Genomic DNA, 25,791 nt, shown 5'->3' on the forward strand with positions numbered 1-25,791 from the left:
CTATAAACCTTTGATAGCGCTGCCAAACGCCGTCTCATAAAAGTAGACGAGTTTTTGCCATTCGGCATCGCTGAACGACGAGTGGCGACGCAATTGCTTCATGTCGTGGGAGGCCGCGCGATAGGCGGTCAGGCGCTGACGGCATTTCTCGAAATCGATCAGTGCGATTTCAGCTTTGGCCGATTCACCTTCGCCGGTCACCCGCACAAACACATGTTTGACGTAGATGCAGCTGTGCTGCCAGCGGCCCTTGTGCATGCGCGCCAGATTGTCCGCCAGGTCTTTGAGCACGCGCTCATAGACGGCTTCGCCATACTGTTCGCGACCGCCGGCGGCCTTCCACAATTCGAGTTCTTGAAAACCGTCCAGCGACTTGGTCACCAGCAGCGCACGCCAGGTGTGTTGCGGATCAGGCTGCGCGCCACAGAAAACGATCTCCGGCACGCGCACACCCAGTCGCGAAACGCCGGTCAGCGCATCCAGTTCACGCAATACGGTCGGGCGTCCGAACGGGTGCAGCCAGCTGCGATAGATATGTCCGGTCTGACGCTTGGCATACAGCAGTTGCCCGTCACGCCCCACCACCCGCTGTACTCCGCTTTCACCGCCGCGCCGCACATTGGGTTCTTCAACCCACTCACCGCGCTGGTTCCAGTAGTAGTCAAAGCCTTCCTGGGGAGCGACTGAATTTTCTGCTGCAAATTGCACTGCCATTTACTACCTCTTGCGTAATACGTAAACCCGCCACATGGCATAGAGCGGAATGAAGTCCAGTTGTTCCTGGATACGGAATCCCGCCTCTTCAAATTCCTTTTCAACCGTTGCAGCCGGTAACACAAATCTATTCTGGTAACCCACTTGCCCGCGTTTTTGCTCGGAGCGTTTGCGTTTCCAGGCCTTGAAATTGCCATCCACCCACAGCGAAATGATCACGCTGTCACGGGTCACACGGGCGAACTCGCGCAAAATCGCCCGGCGGTGCTCGGCCTCGCCGATGTGATGCAGCAGTCGCATGCAGAAAATGCTGTCGACCGCGTTATCCGGCAAAGCAATGTCGAATGCCGACGTGTGCAAGGGTTGTACCCTTTTCACCACATCGGCCGGTTGCGCCTGCATCGCGATCTTGATCATCGACTCGGAGTTGTCCGCTCCGATGATCACGCGATTCTGCTTTTCCGCCAGCATCGGCCAGAAGCGTCCCGCGCCACACGGCAGATCGAGCACCAGTCCCGGCTCGCCAGCCAGTGTCAGCGCCTTGCGGGCCACTTGCTGATCGCGCCAGTTGGACAAACGACGGCCGAGACCGTCCTGATGCTTGCGCAAATATTTCTGCGCATGGTTGTCGTCGTACTTTTCGGAAAAATCGAGTTTGATCGGGCCGGCCATCATCAGGGCTCCTGAAATACTGATGGCCTCACCTTAGGGATGGGCTTGTCAGCGTCAGGTCATCCCTTTGTGAAAAAAATGTCAGGTAAACCGGCAAACTATTTCAAGGTTATACAGGATTGGTTCAGGTTGGTAGCACTGTCGTGTGATAGGCAGTGCTTCTCAATGCTGGCCGAGATCCACCTCGAAACGGCAGCCATTGGGTTCCATCGTGCCGAGACTGACGCTCCATCCTTCGTTCTCGCAAATCCGCTGCACCAGTGACAGACCCAATCCAAGACCGTCGCCGCGCTTCTCGGTTCCGCGCACGAAGGGTTCGAACATGGCTTCGCGTTTCTCTTCCGGAATGCCCACGCCAGAATCTTCAACCACAAAACCATGGGCACTGAGCGTCAGGCGAATGAAGCCATGCTCGGTGTAGTGCAGGGCATTGCGCAGCAGGTTGCCCATTACCGCGTTGAGCAAGGTGGCGTTGTAACGGGTATCTGCCGGATTGCCGGGTTCGAAGATCAAGGTCAGGCCCTTGGCTTCGATCGGCTCACGCCACAGGCACAGCAAGCTGTCAGCCACATGAGTGAGATTTTGCTGAGGTGCTGCGCCGGCGTCTTCACGTTGCGCGCGAGCCAGCATGAGGAAGGTCTGCACCAGTTCGCGCATCTCTTCGCTGGCGCGGGCAATGCGCTCAACCTGCGCGCGACCGCGCTGATCGATGCCGGGGTTTTCCAGCAGCAGCTCGCAGGAGCTGGCCAGCACCATCAACGGTGTACGCAACTCATGGCTCACATCACTGGTGAACAGCCGTTCGCGGGTCAACGCCTGACGCAAACGACCCAGCGTCGCATCGAACGCCACCGCCAGTTCGCCGACTTCGTCAGCGGCATAATCCGGCGCCAGCGGCGGCGCCAGTCCGAGCAGTTGATCGCGATGGCGCACCTGACGCGCCAGACGCACCACCGGCGCCATCACTTTGCGCGCGAGCACCCAGCCGAGAAATACCGCCAGTGCCAGACTGAGCACGAAGCCCACCAGCACCACGGCAAACAGCACGCGCTCGCGTTCTTCGAAATCGCTTTGATCCTGCAGCAGCACGTAACGCCGGCCGTCAACCACTTCGACCATGGCGTGATACGAGAGATTTTCGCGGAAGACTTCGTGGAATCCCGAGTCGAGGTGGCGCAGATCTTTCGGCAGCTCGAAATCGCCCGGGCCGCCACTGAAATAGAACAACTGATCCGGCTCCGGACGATGGCTCCAGTCCGAGACGTTGTCCATCAACAGCAAGCGCTGCAAGTCGCCGCCCAGGCCTGCCGAAATCAGCTTCTCTTCCACCAGATGCACGGTTGCGACGATGCCCATGGCGAAGGCGCCCGCCACCAGTGCACTCATCAGCGCAAAAGCGATGATGATCCGTTGGGAAAGGCTCTGCTTAAACTCCATCACGGCCCTCGGCCAAGCGGTAACCCACGCCGTGCACGGTGTGCAGCAACGGTTTGGCGAACGGTTTGTCGATCACCTGACGCAATTGGTGGACGTGGCTGCGCAGGCTGTCGCTGTCCGGGCAATCATCGCCCCACAGCGCTTCTTCGAGAATTTCCCGGCGCAGCACGTGCGGGCTTTTCTGCATCAACACCGCCAGCAGCTTGAGGCCGACCGGGTTGAGCTTGAGCAGTTTGCCTTCGCGGGTCACTTCGAGGGTGTCGAGGTCGTAGCTCAAGTCACCGACTTGCAGGGCACGGCGACCGCCACCCTGAGCGCGGCGCATCACCGCCTCGACCCGAGCCGCCAGTTCCGACAGGGCGAACGGTTTGATCAGGTAATCGTCGGCCCCGGACTTGAAACCCTGCAAACGGTCGTCGAGCTGATCACGAGCGGTCAACATGATCACCGGCGTGTCGCGGCGGGCGTCTTCGCGCAGGCGTTTGCACAGGGTGTAGCCATCGATGCCGGGCAGCATGATGTCGAGCACGATCAGGTCGTAATGCTCGGTGGCAGCCAGATGCAGGCCGGACAGACCGTCCTGGGCGCAATCCACGGTATAGCCCTTCATCCCCAGATAGTCGGCCAGATTGGCCAGGATATCGCGGTTGTCTTCGACCACTAGAATTCGCATGGGCACCTCCTACGTACACAGTAACGGCCGTCATGGCCCGCGCAGCTTACGGCCAAGTGTGGCTCAGAGCTAGGCGTGGATAGACGGATTCAACTTTAAAACGGCCATTGCCGGGATTGACGATTTTTTCACGGCCGGCTGACAAGTTGCCGACAGAATCCAGCGCAGACTCGCGCGGTTGCGCATCCCTGAACAACTCCACCGAATACTTAAATCGACCCAGGAACTGCCATGGTACCGACCGCTGCCCGCCCTGCTTCAAGACCTTTGAATTTCTGGCTGTGCCTGGGGATTCCCGCTGTTGCGGCGGTCATTCTGGTGTTGCTGGAACTGACCGATCTGGACATGGATCTGGCGCGCCTGTTTTACGACCCGGTCGCGGGGGATTTCATCGGTCGGCACAGTTACTTTCTCGAAGACATCCTGCACGACCGCGCCAAGGAAGTGGTGATCGCGTTTTCGGTGTTTGCCATCATCGGCTTCATCGCTGCGTTTTTCGTCGAACGGCTCAAACCGTTCAAGCGCGAACTGGGCTGTCTGGTGTTGTCGCTGGGGTTGGCGACTTCGTTCGTCACGCCAGTCAAAGCGGCGACGGCAGTGCAGTGCCCGTGGAGTCTGGAGCAGTTCGGTGGACATGAAACCTACAGCAAATTGCTGAGCCATCGTCCGGCCACCGACAAACCCGGCCGTTGCTGGCCCGGCGGCCATGCGGCGACCGGTTTCACCTTGTTTGCATTGTTCTTCGTGCTGCGTGATCGACGCCCACGTCTGGCGCGGCAGGCGTTCATCTTTGCCTTTGCGCTGGGTTCGGTGTTCTCCATCAGCCGGATGATGCAGGGCGCGCACTTTTTTTCGCACAACGTTTGGACGGCGATTTTCTGCTGGTTGATTTGTCTGGGGTCGTATTACTGGGTGTTGTATCGCCCGGCGGTGAACACCGAGGCTGCCGTCAAAGCGCAAACTGCCAGCGCCTGATCTGACGCTATCGCTGGCAAGCCAGCTCCCACAATGTCCAAGGGAAACACCAATCCCTGTGGGAGCTGGCTTGCCAGCGATGGCCGCGCCTCGGTGTTACGCCAACACCGAATTCAAGGCCAATAAAAAACCCCGCCTGCTTTCGCAGACGGGGTTTTTTCGTACAGGGGTAAGGCTGGCTTACATCATGCCGCCCATACCACCCATGCCGCCCATGTCTGGCATACCGCCACCGCCAGCGCCTTCAGCCTTAGGCTTGTCAGCAATGGCAGCTTCGGTGGTCAAGATCAGGCCACCGATGGAAGCTGCTGCCTGCAATGCCGAACGAGTCACCTTGGTAGGGTCCAGGATGCCCATTTCGATCATGTCGCCGTACACGCCAGTTGCAGCGTTGTAACCGTAGTTACCTTTGCCGTTCTTGACTTCGTTGACCACAACGCTTGGCTCGTCGCCGGAGTTGGCAGCGATCTGGCGCAGCGGAGCTTCAACAGCACGACGCAGTACAGCGATACCAACGTTCTGGTCAGCGTTGTCGCCGGTCAGGTTGGTCAGGGCTTCCAGAGCGCGGATCAGCGCAACGCCACCGCCAGGTACCACGCCTTCTTCAACGGCTGCGCGGGTTGCGTGCAGGGCGTCTTCAACGCGGGCTTTCTTCTCTTTCATTTCAACTTCGGAACCAGCGCCAACCTTGATCACTGCTACGCCGCCGGACAGCTTGGCCAGACGCTCTTGCAGTTTTTCACGGTCGTAGTCCGAGGAAGTTTCGGCAACCTGAGCACGGATCTGAGCGATACGCGCTTCGATGTCGCCTGCTACGCCAGCACCGTCAACGATGATGGTGTTTTCCTTGGAAATGGTCACGCGCTTGGCGCTACCGAGGTTTTCCAGGGTGGCGCTTTCCAGGCTCAGGCCGATCTCTTCGGAGATAACGGTACCGCCGGTCAGAACCGCGATGTCCTGCAGCATGGCCTTGCGACGGTCGCCGAAGCCTGGAGCCTTGACGGCTGCGACTTTAACGATGCCACGCATGTTGTTCACGACCAGCGTCGCCAGGGCTTCGCCTTCAACGTCTTCGGAAACGATCAGCAGTGGGCGCCCGGCTTTGGCAACGGCTTCCAGCACTGGCAGCATTTCGCGGATGTTCGAGATCTTTTTGTCGACCAGCAGAACCAGCGGGCTCTCCAGTTCGGCAACCATGGCCTCAGGCTTGTTGACGAAGTACGGGGACAGGTAGCCACGGTCGAACTGCATGCCTTCTACAACCGACAGTTCGTTTTCCAGGCCAGTGCCTTCTTCTACGGTGATCACGCCTTCTTTACCGACTTTTTCCATGGCTTCGGCAATGATTTCGCCGATGGAGCTGTCGGAGTTGGCCGAGATAGTACCGACCTGAGCAATTGCCTTGGTGTCAGCGCATGGCTTGGACAGGTTTTTCAGCTCAGCAACAACGGCGATGGTCGCCTTGTCGATGCCGCGCTTGAGGTCCATCGGGTTCATGCCGGCAGCGACGGCCTTGTAGCCTTCGTTGACGATGGCCTGAGCCAGAACGGTAGCGGTGGTGGTGCCGTCGCCTGCGTCATCGTTGGCACGGGAGGCAACGTCTTTGACCAGCTGCGCGCCCATGTTTTCGAAACGATCTTCGAGTTCGATTTCTTTGGCTACGGAAACGCCGTCCTTGGTGATGGTCGGAGCGCCGAAGCTCTTCTCGATGATCACGTTACGGCCTTTCGGGCCCAGGGTCGCTTTTACCGCGTCAGCGAGGACGTTGACGCCCTTGAGCATTTTCTTACGGGCGGAATCGCCAAACAGAACTTCTTTAGCAGCCATGATCGATATTCCTTAAATACTTTGTAGTAGCGGGAAAATGAACGGGAAAATCAGCCTTCCAGTACAGCGAGAATCTCGTTCTCAGCCATTACCAACAGGTCTTCGCCATCAACTTTCACAGTGTTGCTGCCGGAGTACGGACCGAACACAACCTTGTCACCGACTTTAACGGCCAGCGCACGCACTTCACCGTTTTCCAGAGTCTTGCCTGGACCTGCAGCGACGATCACACCGTGGTTGGCTTTTTCAGCAGCCGAACCTGGCAGGACGATACCGCCAGCGGTTTTCTTTTCTTCTTCGCTGCGACGGATTACGACGCGGTCATGCAGAGGACGAAGCTTCATTGTCGATCTCTCCTAATTGTGGTTTTCATCGGCCGGTGTAGTCCCGGCGGGTTTAACAAATCCGGCCTTCGCCGGTTGCGCCTCGACAAGCGAGACGCGAAAGTCTGACTGGCACACATGCCAGAAACCTTGCGGTGACCGTTACATAAGGGCGCATAAGCTTATTACAAGGGCGAGTGCAGAAATTTTTTCATCACAGCGCCCACAAAAAGACACGGCACCCGAGGGTGCCGTGTCGATAAAAGTCTTACTTGGTGTCGCGGTGTTCGAACTCGCCTTCGATCAGGTTCGGTTCACGTCCCAGCGGCTCACGTGGGGCAGGCCCGCCGCGGGGTTGCAGGTCATCGGCGAAGGCTCGTTGACGCATGGCCTGATCTTCGGCGCGCTGGCGCATTTTATTTGCCAGCAGGCGACGGGTGAACGGCAGCAGCATCACCAGACCGACCACGTCGCTGATGAAGCCCGGCAGGATCAACAGACCGCCGGCCAATGCCAGCATCAAGCCTTCAAGCATGGTTTGCGCAGGCAATTCACCGCGATTCAGGCTTTCACGGGCACGCAGTGCGGTGGCCAGACCGGCGACGCGCAGCACGAACACGCCGAACATCGAGCCGACGATTATCAGCAGCAGGGCCGGGAAAAACCCGATAGAGCCTGCCACTTTGACGAATACGAACAGCTCCAACACTGGAAACAGCAGAAAGAGCAACAGAAAAGGGCGCATCAAAGATTCCTCAACGCAAGAAATGCCTTGCAGTAAGCCTTAGATGACGTCGCCCTTTCGTGAATTCAAGCGTCGGCCACTGCATTTTTTGGCCAATGCTCGGCGTGAGCCAGTGAAACCAAGGCTTCGCGCACTTGTATCGGCGTATGACACGGGGCTTGAAACGGCAGCCAGTACAGCGCCTGACCGATGCGCAGGTGCATGCCCTCCGTGTCGATCCCGGCCAGTTGCGCCGGCACGCTTTGCGGCAGACCGGCGAGTTCGACGTAATGCGCGATGGCTTTGGCGTGATCGCTGTTCATGTGCTCGACCATGCTGATCTCGGCCTTGCCGGAGAACGGATTAGCCAGAGTCAGCTGATCGACCCAATGGATCGCACCGAACCCGCCGATGTAGCGATGCCGTACCGGATTGAGCACCCAGAAATCAAAATCGTGGGCCTGGTGGTAGTTTTGCGAATCGGGGAAGTAGCGGTAGTAGCGCTCGGCGGCCGCTTCTATTGCCGTCGGGTCTTCGAGCTTTTGCGCTTCAGCCAGATAGGTCAGCCGACCAACGGCCTGCACGTCATCGGCTTCGCGCTCACCCACCAGCAGCGAGCACTTCGGATCTTTTTGCAGGTTGTGGGTGTGCTGGGCGATGCGGCTGATCAGGATCAGCGGCCGGCCCTGCTCATCCAGGCAATACGGAACTACCGAACCGAACGGGAAACCGGGCATTGACTTGGAGTGGGTCGAGAGGACCCCACGGTATTCCTTGAGAAGCAATTCTCGGGCATGCTTGGCCGCTTCAACGCTCAATTTATGACTCCTTAAATAGAGTCCGTCGAAAAAACGGACAGGCGCATGGGATAAGTTTCCGCTGCGCCTTCGGGCAATTCTCATATGCAGCCAGCCACGGCCGGTGCAGATCGAGAGGCTCTCAAGGAGAACACCACTCAGACCTGCTATCGGGGCATGCGAATGCAACTCAACGACAAAGTAATCATTATCACCGGCGGTTGCCAAGGCTTGGGCCGCTCGATGGCCGAGTATTTCGCTGGCAAAGGCGCGAAGCTGGCGCTGGTTGACCTCAATCAGGAAAAACTCGACGACACCGTAGCGGCCTGCAAGGCCAAGGGCGTCGAGGCGCGCAGCTACCTGTGCAACGTCGCCAATGAAGAGCAAGTGACACACATGGTCGCGCAGGTCGCTGAAGACTTCGGCGCGATTCATGGCCTGATCAACAACGCCGGGATCCTGCGTGACGGCCTGCTGCTGAAGGTCAAGGATGGCGAAATGACCAAGATGAGCCTGGCGCAGTGGCAGGCGGTGATCGACGTCAACCTGACCGGTGTTTTCCTCTGCACCCGTGAAGTGGCGGCGAAAATGGTCGAGCTGAAATCCAGCGGCGCGATCATCAATATCTCGTCGATTTCGCGTGCCGGTAACGTTGGCCAGACCAACTACTCCGCGGCCAAGGCTGGCGTTGCCGCGGCGACCGTGACCTGGGCCAAGGAACTGGCGCGTTACGGGATTCGCGTAGCGGGCATTGCGCCGGGCTTCATCGAAACCGAGATGACGCTGGGCATGAAGCCGGAAGCGCTGGAGAAAATGACCGCGGGGATTCCGCTCAAGCGCATGGGCAAGCCGGAGGAGATTGCGCACTCGGCGGCTTATATCTTCGAGAACGACTATTACACAGGTCGGATTCTGGAGATGGATGGCGGGTTGCGCATCTAAACACCGCGCAAAACCAATGTGGGAGCCAGCCTGCTGGCGATAGCGGATTCACATTCAACAGGTTTGTTGACTGAACCACCGCCATCGCCAGCAGGCTGGCTCCCACAGTGGGGACTGAGTTCATCTGCCGGAGACTGGTCGGCTCGGAGGCCGCCATCGCTGGCAAGCCAGCTCCCACAGGGTTAGGCCCACCCAAAAACCGCACTCGCTTTTCACCACTCAACACAATGAGCGTTAGCTCGAGTACCGCTCTTGATCTCAAGCGCCCGTCGGCAGGCTGAGTGGAGGGATTGATCCGGGGGTGGGAGCGCAGCGACCGTTTGGCGCAGCCAAACACATCGAGAGGAGGTGCAGCGCAGCAAACCGGAGGCGATGCCCCCGGATCAATCCCGGAGCGAAGGAACCCGAGCCACAGCGAGGGCCGAACGTCAGGGAAAAGCCTTTTTGGTTACTTTTTCGGCGTCTGGAAAAAGTGACCCGCCGTCAGGGCGGAACCCTAAGCAGCCATAACCGCACCAACGGATATGTACTCAACCAAAAAACCCATCGCCTGACTCGACGCCATCGCCAGCAGGCTCCCACATTTGCTTGGGTTTCAACCCATCAATCGTCGCTGATGGTGATGTTCGGCATCGCCGGCGACGCCGCTTCCTGCAACACAATCCGCGCGCCAACGTGGCGGGCGAGTTCCTGATAAACCATGGCAATCTGGCTGTCTGGCTCGGCGATCACCGTTGGCTTGCCGCCATCGGCCTGTTCGCGGATCAGCATCGACAGCGGCAGCGAGGCCAGCAGTTCGACGCCGAACTGATTTGCCAGCTTCACGCCACCGCCCTCCCCGAACAGATGTTCCGCATGCCCGCAGTTAGAGCAGATGTGCACCGCCATGTTTTCCACCACACCAAGCACCGGAATGTTGACCTTGCGGAACATCTCCACGCCCTTGCGTGCATCGAGCAGCGCCAGATCCTGCGGCGTGGTGACGATCACAGCGCCGGCCACCGGGACTTTCTGCGCCAGGGTCAGTTGGATATCGCCAGTGCCGGGCGGCATGTCGATCACCAGATAATCCAGATCGCCCCACGCGGTTTGCGTGACCAGTTGCAGCAGCGCACCGGAGACCATCGGCCCGCGCCAGACCATCGGCGTGTTGTCGTCGGTCAGGAACGCCATCGACATCACTTCGACGCCGTGCGCCTGCAACGGCACGAACCACTTCTGATCCTTGATCTGCGGACGTGTGCCCTCGGCAATGCCAAACATGATGCCTTGGCTCGGACCGTAAATATCAGCATCGAGAATCCCGACCTTGGCGCCTTCACGGGCCAGCGCCAGTGCGAGGTTGGCCGCAGTGGTGGACTTACCGACGCCGCCCTTGCCGGACGCCACGGCGACCACGTTCTTGACGTTGGCCAGCCCCGGAATCTGCGCCTGCGCCTTATGCGCGGCGATCACCGAATTGACTTCGACTCGCGCAACGACCACGCCATCGATGTTTTCGATGGCCAGTTGCAGCAACTGCGCCCAACCGCTCTTGAACAGACCGGCGGCATAACCGATTTCCAGCTGCACGCTGACGCGATCACCGTTGATTTCGATGCTGCGAACGCAACCGGCGCTGACCGGATCCTGGTTCAGGTAAGGGTCGGTGTATTGGCTGAGGACGGCTTCCACCGCTGCGCGAGTGACGGCACTCATGGGCAACTCCGATAACAAGACTGGGAAAAGATGGCGGGTATCCTAACCCCTGACATTCATTGGTGGTGAGGGGATTTAGGTGTAGGGAAGGATTTACCTGTGGATAGGGGAATGACTGTGGAGAAGGGATTCTGTGGTGAGGGGATTTATCCCCGTTCGGCTGCGCAGCAGTCGCTGAACCACTGCACTCGGTATTCCTGACACACCGAGTGCGATGGTTTTGGGGCGGCTTCGCCACCCAACGGGGATAAATCCCCTCGCCACGGTTATCGCATCTGCCGCAATCGGAAACAGGCCTGTGGGGTGAAAAATATGCGCCAGCGCTTTATAGTGGCCGACCTCCGTTTCATCAAGTAGCGAAGCCCCATGTCCGAGCCACGCAAGATCCTCGTCACCAGCGCCCTGCCCTACGCCAACGGTTCGATTCACCTTGGCCACATGCTGGAATATATCCAGACCGATATGTGGGTGCGCTTCCAGAAGCATCGCGGCAACCAATGCATCTATGTCTGCGCCGACGACGCCCACGGTTCGGCGATCATGCTGCGCGCAGAAAAGGAAGGCATCACCCCGGAACAACTGATCGCCAACGTGCAGGCTGAACACAGCGCCGACTTTGCCGAGTTCCTGGTCGACTTCGACAACTTCCACTCCACTCACGCCGAAGAAAACCGTGAGCTGTCGAGCCAGATCTACCTGAAACTGCGTGACGCCGGGCACATCGCCCAGCGTTCGATCACCCAGTATTTCGACCCGGAAAAGAAAATGTTCCTGGCCGACCGCTTCATCAAGGGCACTTGCCCGAAGTGCGGCACTGAAGACCAGTACGGCGACAACTGCGAAAAATGCGGCGCAACCTACGCGCCGACTGACTTGAAGGATCCGAAGTCGGCAATCTCTGGCGCCACCCCGGTGCTCAAGGATTCCCAGCACTTCTTCTTCAAGCTGCCGGACTTCCAGGAAATGCTGCAGGCCTGGACCCGCAGCGGCACCCTGCAAGACGCCGTGGCCAACAAGATCGCCGAGTGGCTGGATGCCGGCCTGCAACAGTGGGACATTTCCCGTGATGCGCCGTACTTCGGCTTCGAGATCCCGGGCGAACCGGGCAAATATTTCTACGTATGGCTGGATGCGCCGATCGGCTACATGGCCAGCTTCAAGAACCTCTGCGACCGCACGCCGGAGCTGGACTTCGACGCGTTCTGGGGCAAGGATTCCACGGCCGAGCTGTACCACTTCATCGGCAAGGACATCGTCAACTTCCACGCGCTGTTCTGGCCGGCAATGCTCGAAGGCGCGGGTTTCCGCAAGCCGACCGCGATCAACGTGCACGGCTACCTGACCGTCAATGGCCAGAAGATGTCCAAGTCGCGCGGCACGTTCATCAAGGCCCGCACTTACCTCGATCACCTGTCGCCGGAATACCTGCGCTACTACTACGCGGCCAAACTCGGCCGTGGCGTGGATGACCTCGACCTGAACCTCGAAGACTTCGTGCAGAAGGTCAACTCCGACCTGGTCGGCAAAGTAGTGAACATCGCCAGCCGCTGCGCCGGTTTCATCCAGAAGGGCAACGCCGGCCTGCTGGTCGATACCAACGCCGCACCGGAACTGACCGAAGCCTTCCTCGCTGCCGCGCCAAGCATCGCTGATGCTTATGAAGCGCGTGATTTCGCCCGTGCAATGCGCGAAACCATGGCCCTTGCCGACCGCGCCAACGCGTGGATCGCCGACAAGGCGCCGTGGTCGCTGAATAAACAGGAAGGCAAGCAGGCTGAAGTGCAGGCGATCTGCGCCACCGCGATCAACCTGTTCCGCCAGTTGGTGATCTTCCTCAAACCGGTGCTGCCGCTGCTGGCCGCCGATGCCGAGGCGTTCCTCAACGTCGCGCCGCTGACCTGGAACGACCACACCACCCTGCTGGCCAACCATCAGTTGAACGAGTTCAAGCCGCTGATGACGCGCATCGACCCGGTAAAAGTACAAGCCATGAGCGACGCCTCGAAAGAAGACCTGACCGCCAGCCAGACCGACACCGGCGCTGCTGCACCTGCCGGCAACGGCGAACTGGCCAAGGATCCGCTGTCGCCGGAAATCGACTTCGACGCGTTCGCCGCTGTCGACCTGCGCGTGGCGCTGATCATCAAGGCTGAAGCCGTGGAAGGCGCGGACAAGTTGCTGCGCTTGACGCTGGATATCGGTGACGAGCAGCGCAACGTATTCTCCGGGATCAAGAGCGCTTACCCGGACCCGTCCAAGCTCGACGGTCGCCTGACTATGATGATCGCCAACCTCAAGCCGCGCAAAATGAAGTTCGGCATCTCTGAAGGCATGGTGATGGCGGCCGGCCCTGGCGGTGAAGAAATCTACCTGCTCAGCCCGGACAGCGGCGCCAAGCCGGGTCAGCGCATCAAGTAAGGTTGCGCGTTGACTGATCCCACCGGCGTGCTCCGTGCGCCTGTGGGATTTTTCATATCCGCGCGGATAATGCCTAACCTTGAGTGACACCCGCCCGTTTCTGCCGGCAGAACCATGACCGAACTAGTGCTTACGCTTTTCAGTGCTGCGCTGCTCAACAACTTCGTGTTGCACTGGCCGCTGGGTGTCGATCCGCTACTCGCGGCTGATCGGCGTCAGGTGCATGCGCTGGGTTTGGCGACGTTGTGCTTGATGCTGATGGTCGGCGTGCTCGGTTATGCGATCTGGCATTGGCTACTGGTGCCGCTGCAATTGCAGGCGTTGCGCCTGTTCGTGTTCCTGCCGCTGAGCGTGTTGCTGATAGCGCCGCTGCTTAAACTGCTGGCGCGTTGGCTGCCGACGTGGCGCTTCGACGGTTTGTGGCCGTTGCTGCTGGGCAATGCCGGCGTGTTGGGGTTGACGCTGATCAACGCCCAAGCAGACCGGGGTTTGCTGCACGCGACAGCGCTGAGCCTGGGCGCGGGGCTAGGCTTCTGGCTGGTGTTGAGCCTGTTCTGCGATTTGCGTGAACGTACGGCGGATAACGATGTTCCACTGCCCTTCCGTGGCTTGCCGATTCAATTGATCGGCGCCGGATTGATGGCCGTGGCTTTTCTCGGATTCAGTGGACTGATCAAAACATGAGTCTGATTCAATGCATCGATGCCCTGCTGCCGCAGACCCAATGCGGCAAGTGCGGGCATCCCGGATGCAAACCCTACGCTGAAGGCATCGCCGCCGGCGAGCCGATCAACAAGTGCCCGCCGGGTGGCGACGAAACCATTGCTGCGCTGGCCGAGTTGTTGAAGGTTCCGGTGTTGGAGCTGGACGTCACTCGTGGTGTGGCTCCACCGCAAGTCGCCTATATCCGCGAGGCCGAATGCATCGGCTGCACCAAATGCATTCAGGCCTGCCCGATTGATGCGATTGTCGGCGCGGCGAAACTGATGCACACGGTCATCATTGATGAATGCACCGGTTGCGACCTGTGCGTGGCGCCGTGCCCGGTGGATTGCATCGAGATGCATCCGTTGCCGCCGGGAACGCTGCCGGTGATTGGCGGCCTCGCAGCGAGTCTTGAAGAACAGCAGGCGCGCGCCACCAAACGCGATCACGCCCGACAGCGCTTCGAACGCCGCAATGCTCGACTCCAACGCGAAGAACAACAGAAACAGGCCGACCGCGAAGCCCGCGCACAACGCGCGGCACTCGTAGCAACCACCACGCTCGATCCGGTGCAGGCAGCACTTGAGCGAGTGCGCGCGCAAAAAACCGTGGGCGCGGATGCTGCGCTGAAGAAAGCCAAGATCGATGTGGCGATGAGCCGCGCGCAATTGAACAAGTCGCTGAAAGCCTTCGGTCATCCGCCGACTTTCGAACAGCAGTCGCAATTGATCGTACTGCAACAGCAGTTCGAGGCGGCAGAACGTGCACTGCACGCCGCCGAGCGGCAGGTGCAAGACCATGTCGCCCCTTGAGGCCCCGGACGCTCGCCTGCAACAGGCGATGAGGCTGGTGCTGCTGGCCACGCTGCCGGGGTTGCTCGCCTCATTCTGGTTTTACGGCTGGGGCGTGTTGATCAATCTGATCTTGTGCGTGGCTGGCGCATTGGTCGTCGAGGCGCTGGTGGCAAGTCTGCGCCGGCAAGCGCTGCAACCGACGTTGACCGACGGCAGCGCGCTGGTCACTGCGACCTTGCTCGCGCTGGCACTGCCGCCGTATTGCCCGTGGTGGCTGCCAGTCAGCGCGATCACTTCGGGCTTGTTGTTCGGCAAGCATGTGTATGGCGGCGTCGGCAGGAATCCGTTCAACCCGGCGATGCTTGGCTTCGCCCTGGCCATGGTCACGTTCGCGCAACCGATGACTCATTGGCCGGCGCATGGCATGGATCTGTTCGCGGCTTTGCAGCAGGTGTTCACTTTCGGGCAGGCACCGGATGCCTGGGTTCAGGCCACCGCGCTGGACAGTCTGCGTATCAACAAAAGCCTGACCATGGATGAGCTGTTTGCCGCCAATCAGGCTTTCGGGCGTTTCGGTGGGCGCGGTGTGGAATGGATCAATCTGGCGTTTCTTGCCGGAGGGCTGTTTCTGCTGCAACAGCGGGTAATTGGCTGGCACGCACCAGTTGGCATGCTCGCCAGTCTGTTTGTGATCAGCTTGCTGTGCTGGAACGGCTCGGGGTCGGATTCCCACGGCTCGCCATGGTTTCACCTGCTCAGCGGCGCAAGCATGCTGGGCGCATTTTTCATCATCACCGAGCCAGTGTCCGGGGCGAAAACCGCGCTCGCGCGCCTGCTGTTCGGTGTCGGTGTCGGGTTGCTGACTTATCTGATCAGAACCTGGGGTGGCTATCCCGACGGCGTGGCGTTCGCGGTGCTGCTGATGAACTTGTGCGTACCGGCGCTTGAGCGCTTTGCCGCCGCACGTCAGGCCCGGGTGACGCCATGAACCATCGTCGCAGCCTGATCACGCTGGTGCTGCTGGCAGTAGCGGGTATCGCCGTGACTTACACGGTATATCGGATCAATGCGCCGCAGATTGCTGCCGAACAACGTCTGATCGACAGCCGCAAGTTACTCGATGTTCTTGCGGCGGACAGTTACGACAATCAACCGCTGGAACAACCGCTGCCGCAGATCGATGTCAAGTTGAGCCACAGTTCTCTGGTGGCTGGCTATCGGGCGACCAAGGGCGGGCGCACGGTCGCGGTGCTCCTGCGCAGTCAGACTGAGGGTTATGCCGGGACGCTCGAATTATTGATCGCGATTGATTCCGACGGCAGATTGCTTGGGGTCAAAACACTGCGGCAGACCGAAACACCGGCACTCGGCGGACACATCGGTGACTGGCCGAATGGTTGGTTGCAGGCGTTTACCGGCAAATCATTGGATGCAGGTTGGGCATTGAAAAAGGATCAGGGGCAATTCGACCAGATGGCCGGCGCCACCGTCACTTCCCGCGCCGCGATCAACGCGATCCATGACGCTTTGCGCTATTTCGACGAGCACCGGCAAGCCTTGTCAGGGAGTGCGCCATGAACAGATCGGCGGCGCTGTCTAACTCGATGCTGCTGGTTCTGCTGCTTGGCGCTTCAGGATCAATAGCCAGCGCGCTGGCGATCCTGCTGATGTTCGCGGTCGTCGTCGGTTTGTATCATCTGTGCATGAAGCCGCTGCGCACGCGGCTGAGCGCCGCAAGTTTGCTGCTCGCCAGTCTGCTGCTGGCGGCCACCCTGAGCAGTTGCGCGGACATCCTGCTGCAACGCTGGTCGTTGCAGTGGCATACGCTGGTCGGTCTCTATATCGGCCTGATCGGCCTGCAGTGCGTGCTGCTGGAACAGCATGGATTCTTTAGCCAGTCGGCAGGTGAGCGTCTGAGCCTGTACGGCCGCTTTGTCGGCTTGATGCTGACACTGGCCACATTGCGCGAATTGTTCGGCGAGGGTCTGCACCTGCTCACCCTGGCACCGGGTGCATTCATTGTGCTCGGACTCTTGCTCGCCGCCCTTCAGACCTGGAAACGCCCCGCCGCCCTACCCGAGGAAACGCATCGCCCATGAATGCCGCAAAACGTCTGGAAATTTTCCGCAGGCTGCACGAGGACAATCCCGAGCCCAAGACCGAATTGGCTTACTCCTCGGCGTTCGAACTGCTGATCGCGGTGATTCTGTCAGCGCAATCGACCGACGTCGGAGTGAACAAGGCGACGGCCAGGCTGTACCCAGTGGCCAATACGCCTGCCGCCATTTATGCGTTGGGCGTGGAAGGCTTGTCCGAATACATCAAGACCATTGGCCTGTACAACAGCAAGGCCAAAAACGTGATCGAGACCTGTCGCTTGCTGGTTGAGCGCCACGGCGGCGAAGTCCCGCAGACCCGAGAAGAACTGGAAGCCTTGCCCGGCGTAGGCCGCAAGACTGCCAATGTGGTGCTCAACACGGCTTTCCGCCAACTGACCATGGCCGTCGACACCCACATCTTCCGGGTGAGCAACCGCACGGGCATTGCCCCGGGCAAGAATGTGGTCGAAGTGGAAATGAAACTGATGAAGTTTGTACCCAAAGATTTTCTGCTCGATTCGCACCATTGGCTGATTCTCCACGGGCGCTACGTATGCCTCGCGCGCAAGCCGCGCTGTGGCAGTTGCCGAATCGAAGATTTGTGCGAGTACAAACAGAAAACCTCTGACGATTGAGCGGCTATTACGTTTTTTCATTCTTCGATTGAAAAAATCTTTTTTACCCGCCGCCTGTTTATCGTTATAAGGGGCGCCAAAGGCAGTCTTAGCCTGGAGTGATTCTATGAGTACCGGCAAAGAGCAACTGGAAGCAGAAGACGATTTTATCCCCGTAGAAATTGACGATGCCGAACCCGTAGTCGAAGTAGCCAAAACCAACCTGAGCAAGCGCCGCACCATCGACAACATGCTTGAGGAGCGTCGTTTGCAAAAGCAATTGGCCGATTACGATTTTGACCTGTGAAACTTGAAAGCCTCCAGAAATGGAGGCTTTTCGCTTTCTACAGCAAGCTGATTTGATCTGCCCAGGATCGGTCAGCGAATAACCGGTCAGACCAAACCGTTACGCTGCGCCAGCTCGATCAGATCCACCAGTGAGCGGGCGTTGAGTTTCAATAACAGACGGGTCTTGTAAGTACTCACGGTCTTGTTGCTGAGAAACATGCCGTCGGCAATTTCCTTGTTGGTTTTACCCCGCGCCAACTGTTGCAACACCATCATTTCTCGCCCGGAAAGACGATCGACCATGTCGGCTTCGCTGGCATTGCCCAAGCTGGTGCGCACGGTGTGCAGAGCCTGGTTGGGAAAATAACTGTACCCGGACAGAACTGCCTTGATCGCACTTAGCAGTTCCGTCAGATCCTGTTGCTTGCAAACATACCCAGCAGCCCCCGATTGCATGCAGCGCATGGAGAAGTGCCCGGGCGCCTGGGAAGTCAACACCAGGACTTTCAGCGGCATGGCGGTCGAGGTCAGCCGCGCAATGACTTCCAGACCATCAAGTTTCGGTATGCCGATATCCAAAATAACGATATCGGGCATTTGGTCGCGCGCAAGTTGTAACGCATCCACTCCATTGTCTGTTTCTGCAATGACTTCGTAGCCATGACGTTCCATCAGCATACGTACCGCAAGACGAATGACGGGGTGATCATCCACGATCAGCACTTTATTCATGGGCAAGTCCAGTTTCGCTGTTCGAATTTTTAGAACCGGCACAATATCCTAGTGACTTCCCTTGTTGCACACCGCATCGCTCACGCACTTGCAGCGAGAGACATTCCCTACAGCTTTAATGGATTTATCCTACAAAAAAACCTTACTCGCCTCACTGACGGCAAGACTAATGGTGTGGCCTTGCCTCGCAAACGTAAAAAACCGGCATCGAGACTACATGCTTGATGGAAAAAGCGCGCCCACCTCATCCTTCTGATCGCGCTCTACAAACGACACGAATTCATATCGGTCAACTATTACATCTTCGGCAGTCGATGCTACTCCGCCAAGTATCAGCAACTCGACAAACCTCTGATACAAGAGAACACTTTCAAAAAATCGACTTTTGCTATAAACACAGATTGCAGCAACTTGAACAACCAGAAGTACGACCCAACCCACACTCAATAAACTTGACGAGCAATACGACCCCATGGAACTCAAACATGTTAAAGATCAAGAAAAAAATCCCGAACCCGATGACCATTATCGCCATATTCGCGGTCCTGTCAGAGTCATCAGCCGCGATTTCCCTGCCCTTCCTGGCGGACGAAGAAAGAGAAATTTACGTCTGGTTCCTGATCAGCTTTCCGTTTTACTTGTTGTTCCTGTTTTTCATGACCCTCAACTTCAACTACCGCTCGCTCTACGCGCCATCTGATTTCGAGACGGACGAAAGTTTCATTCAGGTCATAGATAGCAAAGAGCGCGATAACAGGAAACCTGGATCAACCGAACAGACACCTTGTGAGATAGCAGACTCTGCTCTATCTGACAGAACGCATAACATCGCAGACCCACCGACAAACTCTCAAGACACACTTGACCCCATGGCGCAGCACCATATAAAACTTCCAGACGCGATAAGGGAGTTGCACATTATAGACGCACGAACAATGACAGAAAAAAACGAGCTTGGAGAAAGTCTTGAAAAAATACCGCCTACGGGAAAACGCATATCTCAAGTTGTCATATTTTTATCCAACGATGTTTCGGACAAATTTCTTACAACAGACAATTTGCGTGAGAGTAAACTTCCAAAGAAAGGCAGAGGCACTAGCTATTTCATTGTTTACAAGGTATGTACGCGAGCCGTGACTGCTCTCGGCAAATTTTGATGCATTGGCATTCGGGTTTGAGGCACAAAAAGATCAGCACACTGGCACGTATGCCAAAAAACACGGAATTGAAAAAGGCGACCTTGTCCAATGACAAGGCCGCCTTTCTTTATTGCGTGTACCAGGGTCTTAGAACAGCTTGCGACCCTTGTTGGCGGCAATACGCATGCGCAGCGCGTTGAGCTTGATGAAGCCCGCCGCGTCGGCCTGGTTGTAAGCACCGCCATCTTCTTCGAAGGTAGCGATGTTGGCGTCGAACAACGATTCGTCGGACTTGCGGCCGGTGACAATCACGTTGCCCTTGTACAGCTTCAGGCGCACAACGCCATTCACGTGGGCCTGGGACGCATCGATCATCTGTTGCAACATCAGACGCTCAGGGCTCCACCAGTAGCCGGTGTAGATCAGGCTGGCGTATTTCGGCATCAGCTCGTCTTTCAGGTGAGCGACTTCGCGGTCCAGAGTGATCGACTCGATGGCGCGGTGCGCGCGCAGCATGATGGTGCCGCCCGGGGTTTCGTAGCAGCCACGGGACTTCATGCCGACGTAGCGGTTCTCGACGATGTCGAGACGGCCGATACCGTGGGCGCCACCGATCTGGTTCAGCGTCGCCAGCACGGTGGCCGGGGTCATTTCGACGCCGTCCAGTGCGACGATATCGCCGTTGCGGTAGGTCAGTTCCAGGTATTGCGCTTGGTCAGGAGCCTTCTCCGGGGAGACGGTCCATTTCCACATGTCTTCTTCGTGCTCGGTCCAGGTGTCTTCCAGCACGCCACCTTCATAGGAGATGTGCAGCAGGTTGGCATCCATCGAGTACGGGGATTTCTTCTTGCCGTGACGCTCGATCGGGATGTTGTGCTTTTCAGCATAATCCATCAGCTTTTCACGCGAGAGCAGGTCCCATTCACGCCATGGCGCGATGACTTTCACGCCTGGCTTGAGCGCGTAGGCACCCAGCTCGAAACGTACCTGGTCGTTGCCTTTGCCGGTGGCGCCGTGGGAAATGGCGTCAGCGCCGGTTTCGTTGGCGATTTCGATCAGGCGCTTGGCGATCAGCGGACGTGCGATGGAAGTACCCAGCAGGTACTCGCCTTCGTAAACGGTGTTGGCGCGGAACATCGGGAATACGAAGTCACGCACGAATTCTTCGCGCAGGTCGTCGATGTAGATTTCTTTGACGCCCATGGCCTGCGCCTTGGCGCGAGCTGGCTCGACCTCTTCGCCCTGACCGAGGTCAGCAGTGAAAGTCACTACTTCACAGTTATAAGTATCTTGCAGCCACTTGAGGATCACCGAAGTGTCCAGGCCGCCGGAATACGCCAGAACGACCTTGTTTACGTCCGCCATGCCATCACTCCACGGGGTTCTACGGAAAGCCGAGGAGTCTACCGCTCAAACGCGATAATTTACAGAGGCGCGACAGCTTAAGACGACAAAGCGACAGATTGTTTCGACAGCGCGACGATGACCGGCGAGTCAGGAAGTCGCCGCAGCGTTGGCAGGCGTGTTCGCGGTAGGTGCCGGAGCCGTGGTCGGCGCCACCCGTGCAAGGTGCACATTGACCCGGCGGTTCTTCGCCCGATTGCCGGCATTGGTGTTCGGTACCAGCGGATAACGCTCGCCATGGAAGCGCACGGTGATCTGCGATTCCTGAATGCCGTTGGCCTTGAAGAAGTCGACCACGGCCAAGGCGCGACGGCGCGACAGTTCGCGATTGGTCAGGCGATTGCCGCTGTTGTCGGAATGGCCGTCGAGCTCGATGTGATTGACCGTCGGATCGGCCTTCATGAATTCGAGCATGACTTGCAGCTTGGCTTTGGCGGCAGCGTCCAGTTCGACGCCTTCGCCGGGGAAGCCGATCTGCGACTGCTTGATCTGGTCGAAATTCTGCGGCAGCAACTTCGCCACGCAGGTCTGGTAATCGTTGAACGCCTTGCTGAACTTGACCGGCAACAGACGGACCTCCGCCACCCGGCCATCGCCCGAGGCATGGCGGATCAGCGGGCTGCGACCATCCATCAAGCCGCTGATCAAACGTCCGGCCTGAGCCTGAGAACTGTTGAACAGCACGTTGCCGCTACCCAGCCTGACGGTCCCCAGATTGAGGTCGCCGCGCCCCGGTTGCCACGGCGCGGCGGCTGCCAGCAGGGTCGCCGATCCGCCACCGAGCATGGCGTTGTAGGCGTTGAGCCGGAAGGTCGCCTGCTCGCCGGCCTTGCGCACGAACTGCCCTGAGCCGAAATCAGTGATCGGCTGCGTCAAGCGGCATTCGAACTTGTCGCCCTCGACCGTCCACTCGATGTTCTCCAGACGTGTCTGGTACGTCAGCGCCATCGCTGGAAGGCTGGCAAACACACTGAGCAAGGCTAAATAACGCTGGCGCACGGGAGGCTCCATCTGGCTTCTGCAACAAAAAGACCGATACACATATGTTTACGGCATACCTATGGGATATCGGACGCTTGTCTCAAAACTTGATAGCGAGTGCCTGAAGGAGTCTTTTCCGGTAGCATTCGCCTCAGTTTGACCCGCCTGGAATCCCCTCATGTCCGACCGCCTGACCCTGCTGCGTCCCGACGACTGGCACATTCATCTTCGCGATGGTGCCGTGTTGACCAATACCGTTGCGGATGTCGCGCGCACCTTTGGTCGCGCAATCATCATGCCCAACCTGGTACCGCCGGTGCGCAACGCCGCTGAAGCCGACGGCTATCGCCAGCGGATTCTCGCTGCCCGCCCGGCCGGCAGTGGTTTCGAGCCGTTGATGGTGCTGTACCTCACCGACCGCACCCAGCCCGAAGAAATTCGCGAGGCCAAGGCCAGCGGTTTCGTGCACGCCGCCAAGTTGTATCCGGCCGGCGCCACCACCAACTCCGATTCCGGTGTCACCAGCATCGACAAGATTTTCCCGGCGATCGAGGCCATGGCCGAAGTCGGGATGCCGTTGTTGATCCACGGTGAAGTCACCCGTGGCGATGTCGATGTGTTCGACCGCGAAAAAATCTTTATCGATGAGCACATGCGCCGCGTGGTCGAGCGTTTTCCGACGCTCAAAGTGGTGTTCGAACACATCACCACCGCCGACGCTGTGCAGTTCGTCAACGAGGCTGCGGCCAACGTTGGCGCGACCATCACTGCGCATCACCTGCTGTACAACCGCAATCACATGCTGGTTGGCGGGATTCGACCGCACTTCTATTGCCTGCCGATCCTCAAGCGCAATACCCACCAGGAAGCCCTGCTCGACGCCGCTACCAGCGGCAGCGCGAAGTTCTTTCTCGGCACTGACTCGGCACCGCACGCCCAGCACGCCAAGGAAGCCGCGTGCGGCTGTGCCGGCTGCTACACGGCGTACGCGGCCATCGAGATGTATGCCGAAGCCTTTGAACAGCGCAATGCGCTGGACAAGCTTGAAGCGTTTGCCAGCCTCAACGGCCCGCGTTTTTACGGCCTGCCGGTGAACACCGATCGCATTACCCTGGTTCGTGAAGAATGGACCGCCCCGACCAGCCTGCCACTTGGCGAGCTGACCGTTATCCCGCTGCGCGCCGGTGAAAAACTGCGCTGGCGCCTGCTGGAGGAACACGCGTGAGTGAAGACCATTTCGACGACGAACAGGACGGTCAAGGTGGTGGCGGTTCCCGTCATCCGATGGCAGCGCGTTTTCGCGGTTACCTGCCGGTCGTCGTCGACGTAGAAACCGGTGGCTTCAATTGCGCCACCGATGCGTTGCTGGAGATTGCCGCGACCACCATCGCCATGGATGAAAAGGGTTTCGTTTACCCGGATCACACCTACTTCTTCCGTGTCGAGCCGTTCGAAGGCGCCAACATTGAAGCGGCTGCGCTGGAGTTCACCGGGATCAAGCTGGATCACCCGTTGCGCATGGCCGTCAGTGAAGAAACCGCGTTGACCGACATCTTCCGTGGCATCCGCAAGGCGTTGAAAGCCAACGGCTGCAAACGCGCGATTCTGGTCGGCCACAACAGCAGCTTCGATTTGGGCTTCCTCAACGCCGCCGTCGCGCGGCTGGACATGAAGCGCAACCCGTTCCACCCGTTCTCCAGTTTCGATACCGCGACGCTGGCCGGCCTGGCCTACGGTCAAACCGTACTGGCCAAAGCCTGTCAGGCCGCCGATATCGATTTCGACGGTCGCGAGGCGCATTCGGCGCGTTACGACACCGAGAAAACCGCTGAGCTGTTCTGCGGCATCGTCAACCGCTGGAAACAGATGGGTGGCTGGGAAGACTTCAACGACTGATCGTCGAAGTTTTTCGCGCGCATGAAAAAACCGGCTCAAGAGCCGGTTTTTTTGTACCTCGACGTTGCGCCTTACAGGGCAGCAGCGTTCTCGGTCAGGTAAGCCGCAACGCCTTCTGGCGAAGCGTTCATGCCTTTGTCGCCTTTTTTCCAGTTGGCAGGGCAGACTTCGCCGTGCTCTTCGTGGAATTGCAGAGCGTCGACCAGACGGATCAGCTCTTCCATGTTACGGCCCAGCGGCAGGTCGTTGATGATCTGCGAGCGGACAACGCCCTTGTCGTCGATCAGGAACGCGCCACGGAAAGCTACGCCGCCTTCGGACTCAACGTCGTAGGCCTTGGCGATATCGTGCTTCATGTCGGCAGCCATGGTGTATTTCACCTGACCGATGCCGCCATTGTTGACCGGGGTGTTGCGCCAGGCGTTGTGGGTGAAGTGCGAGTCGATCGAAACAGCGATCACTTCTACGTTGCGTGCCTTGAAGTCGGCCATGCGGTTGTCCAGAGCGATCAGCTCGGACGGGCAGACGAAGGTGAAGTCCAGCGGGTAGAAGAACACCAGGCCGTATTTGCCTTTGATGGCCGAGGACAGGGTGAAGCTGTCAACGATCTCGCCATTGCCGAGTACGGCCGGGACGGTGAAGTCTGGGGCTTGTTTGCCTACGAGTACGCTCATTGATATCTCCTGGTGTAAAAACTTGAAGTTCAGGGTCCGGGCCAGCCTGTCACCCTAAGGCGACAGCCCTGTGACACGAACCCCCTTCGCAAGGGCCGACCATCATACACTGCGAATTTGGCCTGTCCTCAACGGTTTTTTTGCACAAGTCGCGCTGGCCTCCGGCCATAAGACACCGTTCGTCAGGCATACCCGGATTTGGCGATAATCCGTTCCGAAAGCACTTTGACAATCATTCTCGTTAACATTAAGATCCATCGCAATTGAGTCACAACCAGCGACTGTTCTCACTTATGTATGTTTGTCTCTGCACTGGCGTCACCGACGGACAGATCCGCGAAGCGATCTATGAAGGTTGCTGCAGCTATAAAGAAGTTCGTCAGGCCACCGGCGTCGCCAGCCAATGCGGCAAATGTGCCTGCCTTGCCAAGGAAGTCGTTCGCGAAACCCTGACCAAGCTGCAAACCGCCCAGGCCGCGATCCCCTATCCGGTAGAATTTACTGCTGCGTAAATCCCCCTATTTCGAAGAACCGGACTTATGTCCGGTTTTTTTATGCCTGCAAATCAATTGCTTAGGGCCTAGACGCGGAACAAAAACATTCTTATTCCGATTAATTTTCATTTATTATTCAATAACTTAGGTTTGACACTTATAAGAGTGCGGCTCAAACTCTGGCCCATATACAGCTATTACAGGGCAGGACTCCGATCATGAAAGGCGACATTACAGTCATCCAGCATCTCAACAAGATCCTTGCCAATGAGCTGGTCGCGATCAATCAGTACTTCCTGCATGCACGCATGTATGAAGATTGGGGTCTGAACAAGCTCGGCAAGCACGAATACAAAGAATCCATCGACGAGATGAAACACGCGGACAAGCTGATCAAGCGCATCTTGTTCCTGGAAGGTCTGCCGAACGTGCAGGACCTGGGCAAGCTGCACATCGGCGAGCACACCAAGGAAATGCTTGAGTGCGATCTGCGAATCGAGAAAATCGGCCATGCTGATCTGAAAGCGGCGATCGCGCACTGCGAAACCGTTGCCGACTACGGCAGCCGTGAGTTGCTGGAAGACATTCTCGAATCCGAAGAAGAACATATCGACTGGCTGGAAACTCAGTTGGGCCTGATCGATAAAGTCGGTCTTGAGAACTATCTGCAATCGCAGATGGGCGAAGACGAGTAAGTTAGCGTCCGCTAGTTTCGAGGCACTAAAAAGCCCCGCCCTCTTTCGAGTGGCGGGGCTTTTTATTGGCTGAAGA

At 58.2% G+C, this 25,791-nt stretch carries 27 protein-coding genes and 1 pseudogene; 15 read left to right on the top strand and 13 right to left on the bottom strand.

Annotated elements, in window-relative coordinates; all coding sequences use genetic code 11:
- From ACOI8A_RS07615 to colR, 4 genes are all read right to left on the bottom strand, one after another.
- Window positions 1-714: a lipopolysaccharide kinase InaA family protein gene (locus tag ACOI8A_RS07615; protein WP_420646230.1), complete on the bottom strand. Its 714-nt coding sequence runs from the start codon at window positions 712-714 to the stop codon at window positions 1-3.
- A gap of 3 nt (window positions 715-717) precedes the next feature.
- The gene (locus ACOI8A_RS07620; RefSeq protein ID WP_420646675.1) at window positions 718-1,386 is read right to left on the bottom strand and encodes a class I SAM-dependent methyltransferase; all 669 of its coding nucleotides are present in this window, start codon (window positions 1,384-1,386) and stop codon (window positions 718-720) included.
- Window positions 1,387-1,548: 162 nt separating this feature from the next.
- Window positions 1,549-2,823, bottom strand: a complete 1,275-nt coding sequence (locus ACOI8A_RS07625; RefSeq protein WP_420646229.1) for a sensor histidine kinase — start codon at window positions 2,821-2,823, stop codon at window positions 1,549-1,551.
- Window positions 2,813-3,496 (bottom strand): two-component system response regulator ColR, encoded by a 684-nt coding sequence (gene colR, locus ACOI8A_RS07630; RefSeq protein WP_420646228.1) that lies wholly within the window; start codon window positions 3,494-3,496, stop codon window positions 2,813-2,815. The genes ACOI8A_RS07625 and colR overlap by 11 nt, the downstream gene beginning before the upstream one ends.
- A 231-nt stretch (window positions 3,497-3,727) precedes the next feature.
- Between colR and ACOI8A_RS07635 the strand changes: the two genes are divergently transcribed.
- Entirely contained in the window at window positions 3,728-4,471 is a 744-nt protein-coding gene (locus ACOI8A_RS07635) for a phosphatase PAP2 family protein (protein WP_420646227.1), read from the top strand.
- Between the two features lie 180 nt (window positions 4,472-4,651).
- Here the strand turns inward: ACOI8A_RS07635 and groL are convergent, their stop codons facing one another.
- The 4 genes from groL to ACOI8A_RS07655 all read right to left on the bottom strand — a co-directional run bounded on the left by groL (window position 4,652) and on the right by ACOI8A_RS07655 (window position 8,163).
- Window positions 4,652-6,298 carry a chaperonin GroEL gene (gene groL, locus ACOI8A_RS07640; RefSeq protein ID WP_420646226.1) on the bottom strand — a complete coding sequence of 549 codons (1,647 nt, stop codon included), beginning with the start codon at window positions 6,296-6,298 and terminating at the stop codon, window positions 4,652-4,654.
- Between the two features lie 50 nt (window positions 6,299-6,348).
- The gene (locus tag ACOI8A_RS07645; RefSeq protein WP_003227685.1) at window positions 6,349-6,642 is read right to left on the bottom strand and encodes a co-chaperone GroES; all 294 of its coding nucleotides are present in this window, start codon (window positions 6,640-6,642) and stop codon (window positions 6,349-6,351) included.
- 247 nt (window positions 6,643-6,889) lie between these two features.
- Entirely contained in the window at window positions 6,890-7,366 is a 477-nt protein-coding gene (locus tag ACOI8A_RS07650; RefSeq protein ID WP_420646225.1) for an FxsA family protein, read from the bottom strand.
- Between the two features lie 65 nt (window positions 7,367-7,431).
- Window positions 7,432-8,163 (bottom strand): HugZ family protein, encoded by a 732-nt coding sequence (locus ACOI8A_RS07655; RefSeq protein WP_420646224.1) that lies wholly within the window; start codon window positions 8,161-8,163, stop codon window positions 7,432-7,434.
- A gap of 162 nt (window positions 8,164-8,325) precedes the next feature.
- On the opposite strand from ACOI8A_RS07655, the gene ACOI8A_RS07660 reads away from it, so the two are divergent.
- Entirely contained in the window at window positions 8,326-9,084 is a 759-nt protein-coding gene (locus tag ACOI8A_RS07660; protein WP_420646223.1) for an SDR family oxidoreductase, read from the top strand.
- A gap of 603 nt (window positions 9,085-9,687) precedes the next feature.
- On the opposite strand, the gene apbC is transcribed toward ACOI8A_RS07660, so the two are convergent.
- Window positions 9,688-10,782 (bottom strand): iron-sulfur cluster carrier protein ApbC, encoded by a 1,095-nt coding sequence (gene apbC, locus ACOI8A_RS07665; protein ID WP_420646222.1) that lies wholly within the window; start codon window positions 10,780-10,782, stop codon window positions 9,688-9,690.
- A gap of 366 nt (window positions 10,783-11,148) precedes the next feature.
- Between apbC and metG the strand changes: the two genes are divergently transcribed.
- The 8 genes and pseudogenes from metG to ACOI8A_RS07705 all read left to right on the top strand — a co-directional run bounded on the left by metG (window position 11,149) and on the right by ACOI8A_RS07705 (window position 17,719).
- The gene (gene metG, locus ACOI8A_RS07670; RefSeq protein ID WP_420646221.1) at window positions 11,149-13,200 is read left to right on the top strand and encodes a methionine--tRNA ligase; all 2,052 of its coding nucleotides are present in this window, start codon (window positions 11,149-11,151) and stop codon (window positions 13,198-13,200) included.
- A gap of 114 nt (window positions 13,201-13,314) precedes the next feature.
- Window positions 13,315-13,884, top strand: a complete 570-nt coding sequence (locus tag ACOI8A_RS07675; RefSeq protein ID WP_420646220.1) for an electron transport complex protein RnfA — start codon at window positions 13,315-13,317, stop codon at window positions 13,882-13,884.
- 17 nt (window positions 13,885-13,901) lie between these two features.
- A pseudogene (rsxB, locus tag ACOI8A_RS07680) lies at window positions 13,902-14,276 on the top strand (electron transport complex subunit RsxB); the annotation flags it as partial.
- A 427-nt stretch (window positions 14,277-14,703) separates the two neighbouring features.
- Window positions 14,704-15,687, top strand: a complete 984-nt coding sequence (locus ACOI8A_RS07685) for an RnfABCDGE type electron transport complex subunit D (RefSeq protein WP_420646219.1) — start codon at window positions 14,704-14,706, stop codon at window positions 15,685-15,687.
- Entirely contained in the window at window positions 15,684-16,277 is a 594-nt protein-coding gene (locus tag ACOI8A_RS07690) for an RnfABCDGE type electron transport complex subunit G (protein WP_420646218.1), read from the top strand. The genes ACOI8A_RS07685 and ACOI8A_RS07690 overlap by 4 nt, the downstream gene beginning before the upstream one ends.
- Window positions 16,274-16,798, top strand: a complete 525-nt coding sequence (locus tag ACOI8A_RS07695) for an Rnf-Nqr domain containing protein (RefSeq protein WP_420646217.1) — start codon at window positions 16,274-16,276, stop codon at window positions 16,796-16,798. Before ACOI8A_RS07690 ends, ACOI8A_RS07695 begins: the two co-directional genes overlap by 4 nt.
- Window positions 16,795-17,433: an endonuclease III gene (gene nth, locus ACOI8A_RS07700; RefSeq protein ID WP_420646216.1), complete on the top strand. Its 639-nt coding sequence runs from the start codon at window positions 16,795-16,797 to the stop codon at window positions 17,431-17,433. The genes ACOI8A_RS07695 and nth overlap by 4 nt, the downstream gene beginning before the upstream one ends.
- Window positions 17,434-17,539: 106 nt before the next feature.
- Window positions 17,540-17,719, top strand: coding sequence for a PA3496 family putative envelope integrity protein (locus ACOI8A_RS07705; protein ID WP_420646215.1), 180 nt, complete (start codon window positions 17,540-17,542; stop codon window positions 17,717-17,719).
- Window positions 17,720-17,805: 86 nt separating this feature from the next.
- Here the strand turns inward: ACOI8A_RS07705 and ACOI8A_RS07710 are convergent, their stop codons facing one another.
- Window positions 17,806-18,432 carry a response regulator transcription factor gene (locus ACOI8A_RS07710; protein WP_108592726.1) on the bottom strand — a complete coding sequence of 209 codons (627 nt, stop codon included), beginning with the start codon at window positions 18,430-18,432 and terminating at the stop codon, window positions 17,806-17,808.
- 485 nt (window positions 18,433-18,917) lie between these two features.
- On the opposite strand from ACOI8A_RS07710, the gene ACOI8A_RS07715 reads away from it, so the two are divergent.
- The gene (locus ACOI8A_RS07715) at window positions 18,918-19,589 is read left to right on the top strand and encodes a hypothetical protein (protein WP_420646214.1); all 672 of its coding nucleotides are present in this window, start codon (window positions 18,918-18,920) and stop codon (window positions 19,587-19,589) included.
- 129 nt (window positions 19,590-19,718) lie between these two features.
- On the opposite strand, the gene ACOI8A_RS07720 is transcribed toward ACOI8A_RS07715, so the two are convergent.
- Both ACOI8A_RS07720 and ACOI8A_RS07725 read right to left on the bottom strand, forming a co-directional pair.
- Entirely contained in the window at window positions 19,719-20,936 is a 1,218-nt protein-coding gene (locus ACOI8A_RS07720; protein ID WP_420646213.1) for an argininosuccinate synthase, read from the bottom strand.
- A 129-nt stretch (window positions 20,937-21,065) separates the two neighbouring features.
- Window positions 21,066-21,974, bottom strand: a complete 909-nt coding sequence (locus ACOI8A_RS07725) for a flagellar protein MotY (protein ID WP_420646212.1) — start codon at window positions 21,972-21,974, stop codon at window positions 21,066-21,068.
- A gap of 160 nt (window positions 21,975-22,134) precedes the next feature.
- On the opposite strand from ACOI8A_RS07725, the gene pyrC reads away from it, so the two are divergent.
- Window positions 22,135-23,181, top strand: coding sequence for a dihydroorotase (gene pyrC, locus ACOI8A_RS07730; protein ID WP_420646211.1), 1,047 nt, complete (start codon window positions 22,135-22,137; stop codon window positions 23,179-23,181).
- Window positions 23,178-23,852 (top strand): ribonuclease T, encoded by a 675-nt coding sequence (gene rnt / locus ACOI8A_RS07735; RefSeq protein ID WP_420646210.1) that lies wholly within the window; start codon window positions 23,178-23,180, stop codon window positions 23,850-23,852. The genes pyrC and rnt overlap by 4 nt, the downstream gene beginning before the upstream one ends.
- A 71-nt stretch (window positions 23,853-23,923) precedes the next feature.
- On the opposite strand, the gene ACOI8A_RS07740 is transcribed toward rnt, so the two are convergent.
- Complete coding sequence (locus ACOI8A_RS07740; RefSeq protein ID WP_003227723.1) at window positions 23,924-24,526, bottom strand: peroxiredoxin; 603 nt, start codon at window positions 24,524-24,526, stop codon at window positions 23,924-23,926.
- Window positions 24,527-24,819: 293 nt separating this feature from the next.
- Here ACOI8A_RS07740 and ACOI8A_RS07745 point away from each other — a divergent pair, with 293 nt between their 5' ends.
- Both ACOI8A_RS07745 and bfr read left to right on the top strand, forming a co-directional pair.
- The gene (locus ACOI8A_RS07745; RefSeq protein ID WP_003227725.1) at window positions 24,820-25,038 is read left to right on the top strand and encodes a bacterioferritin-associated ferredoxin; all 219 of its coding nucleotides are present in this window, start codon (window positions 24,820-24,822) and stop codon (window positions 25,036-25,038) included.
- Between the two features lie 200 nt (window positions 25,039-25,238).
- Window positions 25,239-25,715 (top strand): bacterioferritin, encoded by a 477-nt coding sequence (gene bfr, locus ACOI8A_RS07750; RefSeq protein WP_420646209.1) that lies wholly within the window; start codon window positions 25,239-25,241, stop codon window positions 25,713-25,715.
- Window positions 25,716-25,791: the final 76 nt, after the last annotated feature.

It is taken from the genome of Pseudomonas sp. P4795 (genome assembly GCF_048822895.1).
GTDB lineage: Bacteria > Pseudomonadota > Gammaproteobacteria > Pseudomonadales > Pseudomonadaceae > Aquipseudomonas.